Origin of the sequence: Vibrio glycogenivorans, from assembly GCF_051660965.1 — a bacterium.
GTDB lineage: Bacteria > Pseudomonadota > Gammaproteobacteria > Enterobacterales > Vibrionaceae > Vibrio.
Genome location: NZ_JBPVIS010000001.1, coordinates 898,929 through 913,928, shown reverse-complemented (window position 1 = coordinate 913,928; position 15,000 = coordinate 898,929). Strand labels below are relative to the sequence as shown.

General features: G+C 51.1%; 15 protein-coding genes. 5 read left to right on the top strand and 10 right to left on the bottom strand.

Going from position 1 to position 15,000, the window contains the following annotated elements; translation table 11 throughout:
• Nucleotides 1-59: 59 nt before the first annotated feature.
• Both ACSTTG_RS04010 and pepA read right to left on the bottom strand, forming a co-directional pair.
• A complete protein-coding gene (locus ACSTTG_RS04010; protein WP_438473848.1) occupies nucleotides 60-509 on the bottom strand; it encodes a DNA polymerase III subunit chi in 450 nt (149 codons plus the stop codon).
• 59 nt (nucleotides 510-568) lie between these two features.
• Nucleotides 569-2,077: a leucyl aminopeptidase gene (gene pepA / locus ACSTTG_RS04005; RefSeq protein ID WP_438473847.1), complete on the bottom strand. Its 1,509-nt coding sequence runs from the start codon at nucleotides 2,075-2,077 to the stop codon at nucleotides 569-571.
• A 191-nt stretch (nucleotides 2,078-2,268) separates the two neighbouring features.
• Here pepA and lptF point away from each other — a divergent pair, with 191 nt between their 5' ends.
• Together lptF and lptG are read left to right on the top strand one after the other, a co-directional pair.
• Nucleotides 2,269-3,381, top strand: a complete 1,113-nt coding sequence (gene lptF / locus ACSTTG_RS04000) for an LPS export ABC transporter permease LptF (RefSeq protein ID WP_438459150.1) — start codon at nucleotides 2,269-2,271, stop codon at nucleotides 3,379-3,381.
• Nucleotides 3,374-4,444, top strand: a complete 1,071-nt coding sequence (gene lptG, locus ACSTTG_RS03995) for an LPS export ABC transporter permease LptG (RefSeq protein WP_438459149.1) — start codon at nucleotides 3,374-3,376, stop codon at nucleotides 4,442-4,444. Before lptF ends, lptG begins: the two co-directional genes overlap by 8 nt.
• Before the next feature lie 64 nt (nucleotides 4,445-4,508).
• On the opposite strand, the gene can is transcribed toward lptG, so the two are convergent.
• Complete coding sequence (gene can / locus ACSTTG_RS03990) at nucleotides 4,509-5,168, bottom strand: carbonate dehydratase (protein ID WP_438459148.1); 660 nt, start codon at nucleotides 5,166-5,168, stop codon at nucleotides 4,509-4,511.
• A gap of 263 nt (nucleotides 5,169-5,431) precedes the next feature.
• On the opposite strand from can, the gene ACSTTG_RS03985 reads away from it, so the two are divergent.
• From ACSTTG_RS03985 to ACSTTG_RS03975, 3 genes are all read left to right on the top strand, one after another.
• Nucleotides 5,432-7,120, top strand: a complete 1,689-nt coding sequence (locus ACSTTG_RS03985; RefSeq protein ID WP_438459147.1) for a SulP family inorganic anion transporter — start codon at nucleotides 5,432-5,434, stop codon at nucleotides 7,118-7,120.
• 162 nt (nucleotides 7,121-7,282) lie between these two features.
• Nucleotides 7,283-8,221: an ABC transporter ATP-binding protein gene (locus ACSTTG_RS03980; RefSeq protein ID WP_438473846.1), complete on the top strand. Its 939-nt coding sequence runs from the start codon at nucleotides 7,283-7,285 to the stop codon at nucleotides 8,219-8,221.
• Between the two features lie 9 nt (nucleotides 8,222-8,230).
• On the top strand, nucleotides 8,231-9,001 hold the full coding sequence (locus ACSTTG_RS03975) for an ABC transporter permease (RefSeq protein WP_438459145.1): 771 nt from the start codon (nucleotides 8,231-8,233) through the stop codon (nucleotides 8,999-9,001).
• A gap of 80 nt (nucleotides 9,002-9,081) precedes the next feature.
• Here ACSTTG_RS03975 and panC read toward each other — a convergent pair whose 3' ends face one another.
• The 7 genes from panC to sfsA all read right to left on the bottom strand — a co-directional run bounded on the left by panC (nucleotide 9,082) and on the right by sfsA (nucleotide 14,992).
• Nucleotides 9,082-9,981: a pantoate--beta-alanine ligase gene (panC, locus tag ACSTTG_RS03970; RefSeq protein ID WP_438473845.1), complete on the bottom strand. Its 900-nt coding sequence runs from the start codon at nucleotides 9,979-9,981 to the stop codon at nucleotides 9,082-9,084.
• 10 nt (nucleotides 9,982-9,991) lie between these two features.
• Nucleotides 9,992-10,786 (bottom strand): 3-methyl-2-oxobutanoate hydroxymethyltransferase, encoded by a 795-nt coding sequence (gene panB, locus ACSTTG_RS03965; RefSeq protein WP_438459143.1) that lies wholly within the window; start codon nucleotides 10,784-10,786, stop codon nucleotides 9,992-9,994.
• A 23-nt stretch (nucleotides 10,787-10,809) separates the two neighbouring features.
• Nucleotides 10,810-11,295: a 2-amino-4-hydroxy-6-hydroxymethyldihydropteridine diphosphokinase gene (gene folK, locus ACSTTG_RS03960; protein ID WP_438459142.1), complete on the bottom strand. Its 486-nt coding sequence runs from the start codon at nucleotides 11,293-11,295 to the stop codon at nucleotides 10,810-10,812.
• On the bottom strand, nucleotides 11,292-12,638 hold the full coding sequence (gene pcnB, locus ACSTTG_RS03955; RefSeq protein ID WP_438459141.1) for a polynucleotide adenylyltransferase PcnB: 1,347 nt from the start codon (nucleotides 12,636-12,638) through the stop codon (nucleotides 11,292-11,294). Before pcnB ends, folK begins: the two co-directional genes overlap by 4 nt.
• A 74-nt stretch (nucleotides 12,639-12,712) precedes the next feature.
• Nucleotides 12,713-13,606, bottom strand: coding sequence for a tRNA glutamyl-Q(34) synthetase GluQRS (gene gluQRS / locus ACSTTG_RS03950; RefSeq protein ID WP_438473844.1), 894 nt, complete (start codon nucleotides 13,604-13,606; stop codon nucleotides 12,713-12,715).
• Between the two features lie 84 nt (nucleotides 13,607-13,690).
• On the bottom strand, nucleotides 13,691-14,137 hold the full coding sequence (gene dksA / locus ACSTTG_RS03945; RefSeq protein ID WP_438459139.1) for an RNA polymerase-binding protein DksA: 447 nt from the start codon (nucleotides 14,135-14,137) through the stop codon (nucleotides 13,691-13,693).
• Between the two features lie 132 nt (nucleotides 14,138-14,269).
• Complete coding sequence (gene sfsA / locus ACSTTG_RS03940; RefSeq protein WP_438473843.1) at nucleotides 14,270-14,992, bottom strand: DNA/RNA nuclease SfsA; 723 nt, start codon at nucleotides 14,990-14,992, stop codon at nucleotides 14,270-14,272.
• Between the last annotated feature and the right edge of the window lie 8 nt (nucleotides 14,993-15,000).

Below are 15,000 nucleotides of genomic sequence, written 5' to 3'. Positions count from 1 at the left end.
GTCAATCTTTATAAGTGAGGGATCTTGGTGAAGATCGCCTTATGTATAAGGATTGACCGTTACTGATATTCGATATCGATAGTTTGCAGCTGATAGCCGCTCTGACGGTAGATTTTATATCTTTCTCTCGCCAGTTGCTTGGCTTTTTCTTCGCAAGGGACGAAGTCTACCACTTCGGCAAACTTGTGCGCAAAGGTTGTGTTATTTTCCGCCAAATTAATTACCAATTGGCGATTCCACAAGGGCTTGACCCCAGGGTAACCAATCTCGATGCTGGTGCCGTACTTTGGTCCTTCCCCGACTAAGTTGTGGGCAATAAACTCACTCGGCTCGACCTGCCAAAAAAGCTCCGCCAGTGATTCCGCTTGCGCCTTATCATGCCCATTGATATAGACCTTAGCACCTTGCTTGGCAAAGTGCTGAGCAAGAAACACGCTGTAAGCAAGCAGGCCCGGCATTTTGGCTTGGTCACTGTCTGGCTTAATGATGTAGAAGGTCGCGGTTGCCATGGTTTGCTTGTTCCCCAAAAAGAAAAAAGGGCCTTGCGGCCCTTTTAAAAATCAGAATCTTACTCTTCTGTTTCTTGGCCACTGCGATTAAGCAGGAATTGGACAAGCATTGAGACCGGACGGCCTGTCGAGCCTTTGGCTGCGCCTGATTTCCAAGCCGTGCCTGCAATATCAATGTGGGCCCAGTTATACTTTTTGGCAAATTTAGCCAAGAAGCAGCCCGCTGTGATGGTACCCGCTGGGCGGCCACCGATGTTCTGCATATCGGCAAATGGGCTCTTGAGCTGCTCGTGGTACTCGTCCGCCATCGGCAGGCGCCACGCGCGATCGCTGGCTTGTTCTGAAGCGTTAACCAGCTCGTGCGCCAGTGGGTTGTGATTCGACAGCACGCCACTGATGTGGTGGCCAAGGGCAATCACACAAGCGCCGGTTAATGTCGCGACATCCACCACACAGTCTGGCTCAAAGCGCTCTGCGTAGGTGAGGGCATCACACAGAACCAAGCGACCCTCAGCATCGGTATTAAGCACCTCAACCGTTTGACCTGACATCGTGGTCAGGATGTCACCTGGGCGGTAAGCATTGCTGCCTGGCATGTTCTCACAGCCGGCCAGTACGCCAATTACGTTGATCGGGAGGTTGAGTTTCGCTAGTGCCTTCATCGCACCGAATACTGAAGCGGCGCCACACATGTCATACTTCATCTCATCCATGCCTTCGCCAGGCTTGAGAGAGATACCACCTGAGTCAAAGGTCAGGCCTTTACCGATCAGTACGATAGGCTTGGAGTCAGACTCTGGGCTACCTTGATACTCGATCACCGACATCATCGATTCATTCTTCGAGCCACGACCGACGGCAAGGTATGAGGTCATACCGAGTTTTTCCATCTCTTCCTCGCCAATCACTTTGGTTGTGACCGACTCATAGTCGTCGGCTAAACGACGGGCCTGAGAGGCAAGGTAAGCAGGATTGGCGATATTTGGTGGCATATTGCCGAGATCTTTCGACGCCTTAACACCAGACGAGATAGCTAAACCGTGGTTAATGGCTTTTTCACCCAGATTCAGCTCACGGCGGGTTGGCACGTTAAACACCAATTTACGCAGTGGGCGACGAGTTTCAGGCTTTTGGCTCTTAAACTGGTCAAAGGTGTACAGGCCATCTTTGGTTGCTTCGACGGCTTGACGCACTTTCCAATAGGTGTCGCGCCCTTTGACGTGCAGCTCGGTCAAGAAACACACAGCTTCCATCGAACCAGTTTCGTTGAGGGTGTTGATGGTCTTTTGAATGATCTCTTTGTATTGACGCTCACCCAACTCGCGCTCTTTGCCGCACCCAACCAGCAGAACGCGCTCTGAGAGCACACCCGGTACTTGATGCAGCAGTAGCATCTGACCCGGTTTTCCTTCTAGATCTCCGCGGCGCAGTAGTGAGCTGATGTAGCCGTCACTGATTTTATCAAGTTGCTCGGCAACTGGAGAAAGTCGGCGCGGCTCAAACACGCCAACGACGATACAGGCGCTGCGTTGCTTCTCCGGACTACCACTTTTTACACTGAACTCCATGCGTACTCCTACATCCTAAAGACAAATAGTGCTAAATGTTAGATAATGACGATTCTTTTTCACCTGCGTATTTGCTTTGGCGAAGTTGAACCTCTATTTAACATTGAGACAAAATAGATAAAATTAAAAGGTTCATCCAGAAATTATAGTTATTCGACCAAAAAAACAAGTTTTGTATAGGTAATTTCAGCGTGATTATTGTTCGATATTTGATCCGGGAAACACTGAAAAGCCAATTTGCTATCTTCTTTGTTCTGTTTTTAGTGTTTTTCAGCCAGAGTTTTATTCAAGTTTTGGCCGATGCCTCCGATGGGGATGTGCCAGCACGAATGATCCTGTCTATTGTGGGCTTAAACATGCCTGCGATGGGCTTACTGATGCTGCCACTCAGTCTGTATATCGGTATCTTGCTGACCTTTGGCCGCTTGTATGCAGAGAGTGAGATCACGGTGATGAATGCCACCGGGATCGGCAATAAGTTTCTCGTGCGGGCGTCGCTGTATCTTGCGGTGATTACCGGCACGCTTGCTGCCTTCAATGCGCTGTGGTTAGCCCCATGGGCACTGGATAAAGAGGCCAGAATGCTCGAAGAGTTTGCCGCTGAGAACAGCGTGGAGCTGCTTAAAAAAGGGCATTTCCAGCGCACTCCGGATGGCTCTTCGGTGGTGTTTATCGATGATATTCAAGGTCAGGAGCTGCAGAGTGTGTTTGTGGCTCAGCTGCGACCGAAAGACTCTATCTTACCGAGCGTGATGTTCTCTAAATCTGGCTTAGTCCAGGAGACCAGTGATGGCCGCCAAGTGATCAATATGTACGACGGAACACGCTACGAGGGCCTGCCCACGCGTGTTGACTATCAGATCACCCACTTTGAGCAGTACGCTGGCGTGATTGGTCAGCGTGAGGTCAAGCGGCGCGATCGAAAATGGGTCGCGATGCCAACGCTTGATCTGATCGAGAACCCGCATCCACGAGCGCAAGGGGAGCTCCATTGGCGTATCGCTTTGGTGGTGTGTATCCCGCTGCTGACCATGCTGGTGGTGCCGCTATCCGCGGTTAACCCACGTCAGGGGCGCTTTGCCAAAATGGGGCCGGCTATCTTGATCTACCTGGCGTACTTTTTGTCCATCAGTGCCACCAAATCTGCGATTGAGGATGGACGGATTGCTAGTGAAATTGGTATGTGGCCGATCCACTTTGCCTTGCTAATCGCGGCGATCAGTGCCAACAGTTTTGACAGTGTTTTCGCGCGTAAGATTAAAGATAGATTAAGACAGAAAAGGATAGCCAAGGCTCGTGTTTAAGTTAATAGATTGGTATATCGGTCGCACCATCATTGTCACGTCTTCGATGGTGCTGGCGACGTTTGTGGGTCTGTCAGGGATCATTAAATTCGTCGACCAAGTGCGACGCGTTGGTGATGGTAACTACGACCTATTGCAGGCCCTGTTGTACGTGCTGCTCAGCTCACTGCGTGACATTGAGATGTTTTTTCCTATGGCGGCGCTACTTGGCGCGCTGATTGGTCTAGGTGCGTTGGCAGCGAGCTCAGAGTTGGTGGTGATGCAAGCGGCAGGTGTGTCCAAGCTCAACATTGGGGTGTCGGTGTTGAAAACCGCGGTACCACTCATGATTGGTGTTACCTTGATTGGTGAGTGGGGGGCACCTCAGGCGCAGGTGATGGCGCGTGATATGCGCGCCGCGGCTCTGTCTGGTGGTAAGATCCTTTCTGTGCGTACTGGTGTGTGGGCGCGTGACGCTAATGATTTTATTTTCATTGCCAAGGTAGAGGACGAGTACCTCTATGGTGTGAATGTATGGCGCTTTGATAACCAGCGCGACTTAGAAAAAGTGATATTTACCGAGCAAGCGCAGTTTGTCGATAATAATGTCTGGCAGATGCAAGAGGCGGTGGTGACTAGCTTTAGCGATGGGGTGGAAATCTCCAAACAGCAGGTCGACAACTTCGAGTGGCGTACCTCACTTGAGCCAGATAAATTGGCGGTGGTGAACGTGAAACCTGAAGAGTTACCCATTAGTGGTTTGTGGGACTACGTCCAATATCTCGAGGCTTCTGAGCAAGATCCGTCGCGCTATCAGTTGGCACTGTGGCGTAAACTCACTCAGCCGTTCTCAATTGCGGTGATGATGTTGATGGCGCTGTCGTTTGTCTTTGGTCCGCTGCGTAGCGTGACGATGGGGGCCCGAATTTTATCTGGAGTCGTCGCCGGTTTTGCTTTCTACATATCGAGTGAATTTTTTGGGCCATTAAGCCTAGTGTACGGTTTCTCTCCGGCTATTGGCGCGATAGCACCTAGCGTGGTGTTCTTAGTGGTGGCAGTGGCACTATTGCGACGCAATCTCTAGGGCGAGTCCAAATCTCAAGTCATTTCAACAAAAAAGGAAGGCATTCGCCTTCCTTTTTTAATGATTACTTTAATATGCCGGTGTTGAGGATTTTTTCCATCGCGGCAGGGTAGTTCCTGTCGAGACTGGCATTATCTCTGCAGCGCACACCAAGGTCTTTCAGCACGCCATCGCCAATGCCGTACACCACGCCATGGATCTCGATCTCCTGTCCACGCTCCCAAGCCGATTGTAGAATCGTCGAATTACCTAGGTTGTAGACTTGCTCAGCCACGTTGATCTCACACAGCTTGTCACCCCATTGCTCACGAGGCAGCTTTTCTAGAGAAGATTTGTGGGTGCGATACAGGTCGCGGATGTGCAGCAGCCAGTTGTTGATCAACCCCAGTTGTGGGTTGTCGATCGCCGCATTAACGCCACCACAGCCGTAGTGACCACAAACGATGATGTGTTTGACTTTGAGCACGTCTACCGCGTACTGCACAACTGACAAGCAGTTGAGGTCGGTGTGAACAACTTGGTTAGCCACATTACGATGAACAAACAGTTCACCAGAGTACAACCCAGTAAGGCGCTCTGCTGGAACACGACTGTCTGAACAACCAATCCATAGAAAGCCGGGGCTCTGTCCCTCTTCAAGCTTGGTAAAATACTCTGGAGTCTCGGCCTTAATCGACTCGGACCACTTGGAGTTGTTGTCAAATAACTCTTTAATCTCAGGCATCTTGCTTGTTAACCCTTTACATAAAACTGGCCCCACTATACACAATCTCCTCAATGGCTTCCTCATTTAATCGTTTGCGTCACACTGTTCAGAGGTCTCACTAGCCACGATCAGCTCCAATTCGGTCATGTCAATATAACTAAGTCGCTGTCGAACCTTACTTTCTGTTATTGATGTTTACCGGTAATTCACCGACCATCTTTCGGGCGGGATAAGTCATTGATATCACCTCGGCATCAGATTAATAGAGATGGAGCTATGTAATGGAGATGGGGCGATTTAAGGATATGAGTCTGGGAGGCGATCTGTTCGGTGGTGTTACTACTGCGATCATTTCACTTCCCTTAGCATTAGCATTTGGTGTTGCCTCGGGAGCAGGCGCAGAGGCTGGGCTGTGGGGGGCAATCTTAGTTGGCTTGTTTGCATCGTTATTTGGTGGCTCAAGCACGCTGATTTCCGAGCCAACCGGCCCAATGACGGTGATCATGACAGCAGTATTGACTAGCATGATGGCCAAATACCCAGAGGCCGGAGTCACCATGACGTTTACCGTTGTGATGATGGCTGGGGCATTTCAGTTCTTGCTTGGCACCCTTAGACTCGGTAAATACGTTACTCTGATGCCCTACAGTGTGGTGTCCGGTTTTATGTCCGGCATTGGCGTAATCCTGATCATCATGCAGTTGGCCCCGCTGCTAGGTCATGCAGCACCGCCGGGAGGGGTAACTGGGGTGTTGTCTGCTCTTCCAGAGCTTTTAAAAACCTTAGACTTTAGCGAGCTGCTGCTCGGTTTGTTGACGCTCGCTATTTTGTTCTTTTTTCCGCAGAAATATCGTAAATACGTTCCCGCTCAGCTCGTTGCCCTGGTCGTGGTGAGTGTGTTCTCGGTGGTGATGTTTGATTCGCAGTCTATCCGCCGTATTGGGGAGATCTCAGCAGGTCTACCCTCTGTGGTTATCCCCTATATTAGCCCTGCAATGTTCACTGAGATGGTGATTGATGCTTTGGTATTAGGCACCCTTGGTTGTATTGATACCTTGCTGACAGCGGTCATTGGCGATTCGCTAACACGCAAAGAGCATAACTCGGATAAAGAGTTACGTGGACAGGGTATTGCCAATATGATCTCGGGCCTGTTTGGCGCACTACCGGGTGCCGGGGCAACCATGGGAACCGTCACCAATATTCAGGTGGGAGCACGCTCTCCTCTCTCCGGCGTGATCCGAGCGTTGGTGCTTGTTCTCGTTGTACTTGTTGCTGGGGGGCTGACAGAGCCAATCCCTATGGCGGTATTGGCGGGTATCGCCGTTTATGTTGGCTTTAATATTCTTGACTGGAGCTTTATTCAACGTGCTCACAAGGTCAGCTATCCGGCGATGGCGATAATGTACGGGGTGATGTTGCTTACGGTATTTGTCGACTTGATTGTTGCTGTGGGGCTTGGGGTGTTTATTTCTAACATCATCATTATCGAGCGCCTGAGTCGCGAACAAGCTAGGCAGGTTAAAGCGATTAGCGATGCCGATCAAGATGATGTTCCGCTGAGTGCAAGTGAGCGTGAATTACTCGATAGGGCGGCGGGGAAAGTTCTGTTTTTCTATCTGTCTGGTCCAATGATATTTAGTGTGTCGAAAGCTATCTCTCGCCAACACTCTTCTATCAGTGATTACCAGGCGATGATCCTTGATTTGACTGATGTGCCAATGATCGATGTCACCGTAGGGCTGGCACTCGAGAATGCGATCAAAGATGCACAGGATGCGTGTTGTGAGGTCTTTTTGCTCTGCCCAAATGAGCAAACGCGCCAGCAGTTAGAGAAGTTTCATGTTGTGGATTTGGTGCCAGTTGAGAATTTTTACCAGCTTAGGTACCAAGCGCTAGAGGCGGCACTGCAAAGTGTTACAGGCTATGAGCGCCCTACAGTGGTGAGTGACGTAAAACCAGAACACTAGCTGCAGCGTTGGTGAGGTAAAGGGCGCGGCACAACTACAATTTATATTTCGAAAAATATAGAAATATAAATTGTAGTTGTGATTGTTCGGCGATAGACTGTGCGCATTGCTAGCGACTGCCGTGTTTGCTAGCGCTTTCCATATAGACAATGAAGAATAGCTATGTACGCGTTAGAAATTGAAAACCTGCGTAAGACCTACGCGGGTGGCTTTGAGGCGCTAAAAGGGATCAGCCTTAAAGTGCAAAAGGGCGATTTTTACGCCCTGCTTGGCCCAAATGGAGCGGGCAAGTCGACCTCGATTGGGGTGGTGTCGTCTTTGGTCAACAAAACCTCGGGTAAGGTTAAGGTCTTTGGCTTTGATATCGATACGGATCTGGAGCTTGCTAAGCAGAACCTAGGTTTGGTACCTCAAGAGTTTAACTTTAACCAGTTTGAAACCGTTGAGCAGATCGTACTGCAGCAAGCGGGTTACTACGGTGTGCCGCGCGACGTGGCTAAGCAGCGAGCGCAAAAGTATCTGACCAAGCTGGATTTGTGGGAGAAGCGCGCTGAGCGAGCACGCAATTTGTCGGGCGGAATGAAACGCCGCTTGATGATCGCGCGCGCCTTGATGCACGAGCCGAAACTGCTGATCTTAGATGAGCCAACGGCTGGGGTTGATATCGAACTTCGCCGCTCAATGTGGGAGTTCTTGAAGGAGATTAATCAGTCTCAAGGGATCACGATTATCTTGACCACTCACTACCTTGAAGAGGCTGAGATGCTGTGTCGCAATATCGGCATCATCAACCGTGGTGAGTTGATTGAAAACACCAGCATGAAGGATCTGCTGAGTAAGCTGCACGTTGAGACCTTCATTCTTGACCTGGCTGAGGGCTCAGCTGCGCCAACCCTTAGCGGTGTCAATAGCCAACATTTCGTCAATGGCTCACTTGAGATCGAGATTGAGAAGACCCAAGGCCTCAACGATATCTTTAGCCAGCTTTCAGAGCAGGGGATTCAAGTGCTATCGATGCGCAACAAGGCCAACCGCCTTGAAGAGCTGTTTGTGACCATCGTGCGCGAGCAGTCTGGCGCTAACTCTGGCTCGGTTAAGTAAGGATTTATTATGTATCAACTGTACTGGACGGCATTTAAAAGCCTGCTGACCAAAGAGATCAATCGTTTTACCCGCATCTGGGTGCAAACCTTGGTGCCACCTGCGATCACTATGACGCTCTACTTCATCATTTTTGGTAGCCTGATTGGCTCAAGAATTGGTGAGATGGGCGGCTTTAGCTACATGGAGTACATCGTTCCTGGCCTGATTATGATGTCGGTGATCACCAACTCATACTCGAATGTCGCCTCGTCGTTCTTTAGTGCTAAGTTTCAGAAGAACATTGAAGAGCTATTGGTTGCGCCGGTGCCAAACTATGTGATCATCGCTGGCTTTGTGATGGGCGGTGTGACGCGCGGCCTGCTGGTGGGGGCGATTGTGACCTTAGTATCGCTGCTGTTTGTTGACCTTCAGGTACAAAACTGGGGCATTATTATTGCGACGGTGTTTATGACCTCGGTGGTGTTCTCGCTCGGCGGCTTGATTAACGCGGTATTTGCTAAGACCTTCGACGATATCTCGATTATCCCCACCTTTGTCCTGACGCCGCTGACCTATCTTGGCGGGGTATTCTACTCCATCAGTCTGCTGCCAGATTTTTGGCAAGGGGTGTCACAGGTCAACCCAATTGTCTACATGGTGAACGCGTTCCGCTACGGCTTCCTTGGCGTATCTGATGTCGGGATCGTGACCTCATTCGGCGTGCTGAGTGTGTTTGTTCTCGCCCTATACGGCGTGGCGCATCATTTGGTGAGTAAGGGGATTGGGCTACGCTCTTAACCGTCACAAAGCCATTATCATCAAAAAAGGTCAGCTTAAGCTGACCTTTTTACTATCTGTCACCCAAGCACTTTAGGCGCTTAGTCTACTGCAGAGTTTGATGTTTCGGCTTCCACATCGTCTTTTTCGGTTGCCAGGTCGATGGTTTGATTATCAATCAAACGCACATTGCCAAGGAAGGCCGACATCAGGATCACCGCTTGATTTGACTCTGGCGTAACCGCTTGTAGGGTGCGCGCGTCGCGAATGAAGATTTCATCTGGATTAAGACCGGCAGCACGCAGCTGATCATTGGCATCTTCAATCACAGACGCGTAATCATCACGTCCACCACGCACAGCACTGCTGATCCAGCGCATGGTGCGGGCCAAAACAGGCGCACGCTGGCGCTCATCGATGGTCAGCAGATTATTGCGTGAGCTCATCGCGAGACCATCCATCTCACGCACGGTCGCAACGCCAATAATCTCAATATCCATTGCCAAGTCTTCAACCATCTTGCGGATCACCGCTAGCTGTTGAAAGTCTTTCTCACCAAAGCATGCCACGTCAGGCTGAACAATATTGAACAACTTAGTGACCACGGTTGCCACGCCACGGAAGTGACCTGGTCTTGAGGCCCCCTCAAGCATGGTCGACAGTCCAGGGACCTCAACCGAGGTATGAGAGTCGAGCCCTTGTGGGTACATCATCTCAGGCGTTGGAGTGAACACCACCTCGACCGCTTCTGCTGATAACTTCTCAAGATCAGCGTCCATGGTACGAGGGTAGTTGGCTAAGTCGTCGGCACGGTCAAACTGCATTGGGTTGACAAAAATACTCACCACGACCACATCCGCGTGCTCGCGAGCCTTGCGTACCAGTGTTAGGTGGCCGTCGTGCAGGTTGCCCATGGTGGGAACAAACGCCACTTTACGTCCTTCACGCTTGTAAAGCTTGATCTGTTCGCGCAGTAACGCAATATCATCAAATGACTGCATGCTGGTTCCTCTAAGCTATTGTGTGCGCAGCATCCGGGAAGCTCCCTGCTTCCACTTCTTGGATGTATTTTGCAACGGCTTGGCGCATATCGCCAGTCTCTGCTAGGTAGTTCTTTGAGAACTTCGGCATATAATTGGCAGAAATGCCAAACATGTCATGCATCACTAGGATCTGACCATCGGTGCCATTACCGGCACCAATGCCAATCACAGGCACATCCAGGACCTCGGTGATGCGCGCCGCCAGATCCGCTGGGACACATTCTAGTAGGACAATTTGCGCGCCCGCTTCTTGCAGTGCAAGAGCATCACGCACCATACGGTCAGCCTTGTCTTGCTCGCGGCCCTGCACCTTGTAGCCACCAAAGATATTGACTGACTGAGGGGTGAGACCGAGGTGCGCACACACAGGGACGGCGCGCTCAGTGAGCATTTTCACGGTATCCACCAACCAGTCACCGCCCTCAAGCTTGACCATGTTGGCACCGGCACGCATCAGCTTACCTGCGCTCTCACACGCTTGCTCAGGGGTTGCGTAGCTCATAAACGGCATATCGGCCATCAGTAGGCTATTTGGGCTGCCAGCGCGCACACAGCGCGTGTGGTAGGCGATATCATCGACAGTCACGGGTAGGGTGTCGTTTTGACCCTGGAGAACCATGCCCAGAGAGTCACCGACCAATAGTACTGGCATTTCTTGGCTTTCAAAAAGTTGCGCAAAGCTCGCGTCGTAAGCGGTAGAGCTGGCAAATTTACGACCTTCGTGTTTCCACTTCATCAGGTCGTTGATATTGATTTTTTTCATGATTTTTCCTTACTAGGATCTGGCTATGATTGCCAAACATCGAGCCCGTTTTTGTCAACCTGGTTGAGAAGGTCAGAGAGCTCGCTCCCATCAGGGAGTGTTAAATTTGGTGCGATTTCTGCGAGCGGATAGAGGACAAATTCTCTCACTTTCATCCCATAATGGGGGATGGTGAGGCGCTCGGAATCTATCACCTCATTGCCGTAAAGAATCAAGTCGAGATCTAGGGTTCTTGGTCCCCAGCGTTCATCCTTACGGACACGCCCTTGCTCAAGCTCAATCGCTTGGGTGCAATCGAGCAGCTCAAGGGGCGTTAATTCGGTGCGGATCTCAGCCACCGCATTGATGTAGTCCGGCTGATCCTGAGGTCCCATCGGGGAGCTCGAGTAGAGCTGAGAGCTACAGATAAACTGAGATTTTGGCAGTGTCTTTAATGCTTCGATGGCTCGCTGTGCCTGTTCGACCGGTTGCGCCATGTTACTGCCAATGGCGATGTACACGGTGATCATGACTGCGGCTTACTCTTCTTGCTTCGGCTGCGACGGCGGCGCGGAGACTTGCCCGTCCCTTTCTCATCGAGATCGGCAACCATCGCTTGGCGCATGGTGCGCCCAGCAGTTTGGAATTTTGCCCACCAGTCAGCCAGCTGTTTGGTTTCGCCCTGTTCAATCTCGCCACGCATCTCTAAGAAGTCGAAGCCGGCGCGGAACTTGTTTAGCTCCATCAGGCGGAACGCGCGTTTGCCCGTGCGACGCGGCAGGCGCAGCTGCAGCTGCCAGATCTCGCGAATGGTGGCGGTGTGGCGACGTGGGATCGCGGTGCTGCGCACCTGCTCATCCAGCACGACATTACCCGCTTCCATGATCGCGTCGTACTCGGTCATCTTACGCGTGGCAACAAACTCATCAGCGAGCGCTTTGACTGGGTACCACAAGATGGCGGCAAACATAAACGCAGGGTTGATACGCTTACCTTCATCGTGACGCAGGTCGGTTGAGTCCAAAGACAGGTCAAGCATCTGTTCGGTCAGCGACTCGTAGTCTTCAGTGAAGTGCTCGGCCACGCGTGGGAACAGCTGCTGGAACAGGTTGTATTCACGCATCAGGTGGTAGGTCTCAAGACCAAAGCCTGACTGAAGCATCTTGAGGGACTCTTCGTACAGGCGCGCGGCTGGGATATCGCGCAGCAGCGGAGCTAAGTACTCAATCGGTTCTGCCGTGTCTTCTTCGATATCAAAGTCGAGCTTAACCGCAAAGCGGATTGCGCGCAGCATGCGCACTGGGTCTTCACGATAACGCGTCTCAGGGTCGCCAATCAGACGTACTAGCTTATCTTCCAAGTCTTCTACACCACCGGCGTAGTCATGGATGCTGTAGTCTTCGATGCTGTAGTACATCGCATTGATGCTGAAGTCACGGCGCTCGGCATCTTGGTCGATGGTGCCGTAGACGTTATCGCGCAGCAGAAGTCCGGCGTCAGACTTTTGTGAGATATTCTTGCTGGTCTCTTGGTGATGACCACGGAACGTCGCCACCTCGATAATATCGCGGCCAAACATAATGTGAGCCAGACGGAAGCGACGGCCGATTAGTCGGCAGTTACGAAACAGCGCCTTGATCTGCTCTGGCGTGGCGTTGGTTGCAATATCGAAGTCTTTCGGTTGGCCACCAAGCAGGAGATCGCGTACCCCGCCACCGACAAGAAAGGCTTGAAAACCTGCCCCATTGAGTCGGTAAAGGACTTTTAGCGCGTTATCACTGATCTGTTTGCGCGAAATATTGTGCTGCTCACGCGCAATAATATTTAGCGACAGTTCTGGATATATCATCGATGTTTGGTCGTTTATGTTCATGAAGTTTCGATATTTTGTGTGTATTTTACGGCGGCAATCTTGAATGCAGCGCACAATTTGCGGCTAATAATAGCCTAGACCGAGCCATTTGAGAATCTTGGCGTGATCTCGGTGCTCTCTGGCAGTTGGCTTACATGCCAGTGGCGCACGCCCCAAGCGATGATTTCTTCTATCGTACCGTGGCTCAATGACGGTTCGATGGCAAAGCCCAAACACGCCATGGCATCGAGCAGAGTCGCCTTGGTATCGAGCGCATCAATCGCCGGTGCATGGTTCTGTTTTGACAGTTTATTGCCATTGCTATCCAGTGCCAAAGGCAGGTGGAGATAGCTGATCACAGGCTGATTGAGCTGATGGTAGAGCGACATCTGTCGCCCGGTTGGCTCAATCAGGTCGGCACCGCGTACCACCTCGGTGACCCCTTGGTCGATATCATCGAGCACAACGGCAAGATTGTAAGCATACAAGCCATCACGACGACGGATAATGAAATCCTCAGCGGCCAGTGCGCTTGGCAGTTGGATACGGCCGTGCTTTAGGTCGTTAAACTCGGTGACTGGCTGTTGAACATGCAGTCTAACAGAGCAGTCAGTTGAGTCACTGATTTGCAACGGTCTACAGTGCCCGTCATAAAAACCACCCATGGCTTTGATTTGCTTGCGGGTGCAGCGGCAGTAGTAAGCCTCGCCTGAGTCCAACCACTTATCTATTTGTGCCTGATAGAGCCCATGACGCTGGCTCTGATACACTACCTCACCGTCCCAGCCAAGCTGATAGGCCTCGAGTGTGCGTAAGATAGAGTCAGCGGCGCCGGGCTGCTCGCGTGGTGGGTCGAGATCTTCGATTCGCACCAGCCACTGCCCCATTGAAGACTTGGCTTGAAAATAGCTGCCGAGCGCGGCAATCAAAGAACCAAAGTGCAGCGGTCCTGATGGTGAGGGCGCAAAGCGGCCGATGTAGTGACTCATGCCTTATCCTAGCCTTCTAAAACAACCTTTCTAAAAACAACAAAAGGGAGCCTAAGCTCCCTTGTGATAATCAGTCGAGACCAATTAACCCTGCATTTGACGCTCTTTGATCTCTGCAAGTGTTTTGCAGTCGATACAAAGATCAGCGGTCGGACGTGCCTCAAGACGACGGATACCGATTTCGATACCACAAGACTCACAAAAGCCGAAATCGTCTTCTTCGATTTTGGTTAGGGTCTTTTCAATCTTCTTGATTAGGCGACGTTCACGGTCGCGGTTACGTAGCTCTAGACTGAACTCCTCTTCCTGAGATGCACGGTCCACGGGATCTGGGAAGTTGGCCGCTTCGTCCTGCATATGGTGAACGGTACGGTCTACTTCTTGATGTAACTGGTCGCGCCAAGCTTTCAAAATTGCTTCAAAGTGAGCCATTTGCTCCGGTGACATATACTCTTCACCTGGCTTTTCTTGGTACGGCTCAACTCCAGCAATAGCTAGGATGCCTAGCGCTTTTTTCTTAGATTCTGGCATACAGCATCTCCTAATAACACCTAGCCAACTGTTTCCTACAGTTGGTATAAGGCGGGTATCTATAGCAGAAAGCAGCAAGTGTGGCAAACGATCCGGGACAAACTGTCTATCTATGTGAACACGATGGCATTTTTATGGCCCAGTGTGTACAAATTGTACAGCGTTTTGTAATTGGATCTCTCGCTGAGTAAGTACTGCTTTATAGCACAGTACTTCGACACCTGCTGAATGTGCTTGTTTCAACAATTGATGATATTTGGCGTCTATATGGTGGGCAGCAGCGACTTTTTCAATCCCTGAATGCAAAATAGTGAACAATAAAACTGCCCTTTGCCCTGATTGTGCGACCTCTTGCAGCTCACGCAGATGTTTTTGACCGCGTGTGGTGACCGCATCGGGGAAGTAGCCCTGCCCAGGGTCTTGTGCGTCAAGCAGAGTGACACTCTTGACCTCGATGTAGCAAGAGGGGCGCTGATTATCCTCGAGTAATATGTCAATTTTACTACTCTCTTGGCCGTATTTTACCTCAGTGCGCAGCGACTCGTAGCCCTGAAGCTCGGCGATGGTACCGTTTTGAATCGCCTCAACGGCCAGCTGGTTGGCGCGAATGGTGTTGATCGCAATCATATCGCCGTTGGGCTTTTCGGTCAGCTCCCAACTATTGGGGTATTTACGCTTGGGGTTGTCGGAGGTGGAGTACCATACGGTATCACCAGGCTCGGCGCAGCCAGTCATGGCGCCCGTGTTGGCGCAGTGGATGGTACGCACTGAGCCATCGGCAAGGGTGATGTCGGCCAAAAAGCGCTTGTAGCGCTTAATCAATGTCGCCGATTCAAGGGGAGTATCAAATTTCATAATCGGTG

Bases quoted from the DNA above. Each gene is read 5' to 3' on its own strand.
- dksA (WP_438459139.1), bottom strand. From the start codon at position 14,137: ATGCCAGAATCTAAGAAAAAAGCGCTAGGCATCCTAGCTATTGCTGGA.
- ACSTTG_RS03975 (WP_438459145.1), top strand. From the start codon at position 8,231: ATGTATCAACTGTACTGGACGGCATTTAAAAGCCTGCTGACCAAAGAG.
- sfsA (WP_438473843.1), bottom strand. From the start codon at position 14,992: ATGAAATTTGATACTCCCCTTGAATCGGCGACATTGATTAAGCGCTAC.
- pepA (WP_438473847.1), bottom strand. From the start codon at position 2,077: ATGGAGTTCAGTGTAAAAAGTGGTAGTCCGGAGAAGCAACGCAGCGCC.
- ACSTTG_RS03980 (WP_438473846.1), top strand. From the start codon at position 7,283: ATGTACGCGTTAGAAATTGAAAACCTGCGTAAGACCTACGCGGGTGGC.
- panC (WP_438473845.1), bottom strand. From the start codon at position 9,981: ATGCAGTCATTTGATGATATTGCGTTACTGCGCGAACAGATCAAGCTT.
- ACSTTG_RS04010 (WP_438473848.1), bottom strand. From the start codon at position 509: ATGGCAACCGCGACCTTCTACATCATTAAGCCAGACAGTGACCAAGCC.
- can (WP_438459148.1), bottom strand. From the start codon at position 5,168: ATGCCTGAGATTAAAGAGTTATTTGACAACAACTCCAAGTGGTCCGAG.
- gluQRS (WP_438473844.1), bottom strand. From the start codon at position 13,606: ATGAGTCACTACATCGGCCGCTTTGCGCCCTCACCATCAGGACCGCTG.
- ACSTTG_RS03985 (WP_438459147.1), top strand. From the start codon at position 5,432: ATGGAGATGGGGCGATTTAAGGATATGAGTCTGGGAGGCGATCTGTTC.
- panB (WP_438459143.1), bottom strand. From the start codon at position 10,786: ATGAAAAAAATCAATATCAACGACCTGATGAAGTGGAAACACGAAGGT.
- pcnB (WP_438459141.1), bottom strand. From the start codon at position 12,638: ATGAACATAAACGACCAAACATCGATGATATATCCAGAACTGTCGCTA.
- folK (WP_438459142.1), bottom strand. From the start codon at position 11,295: ATGATCACCGTGTACATCGCCATTGGCAGTAACATGGCGCAACCGGTC.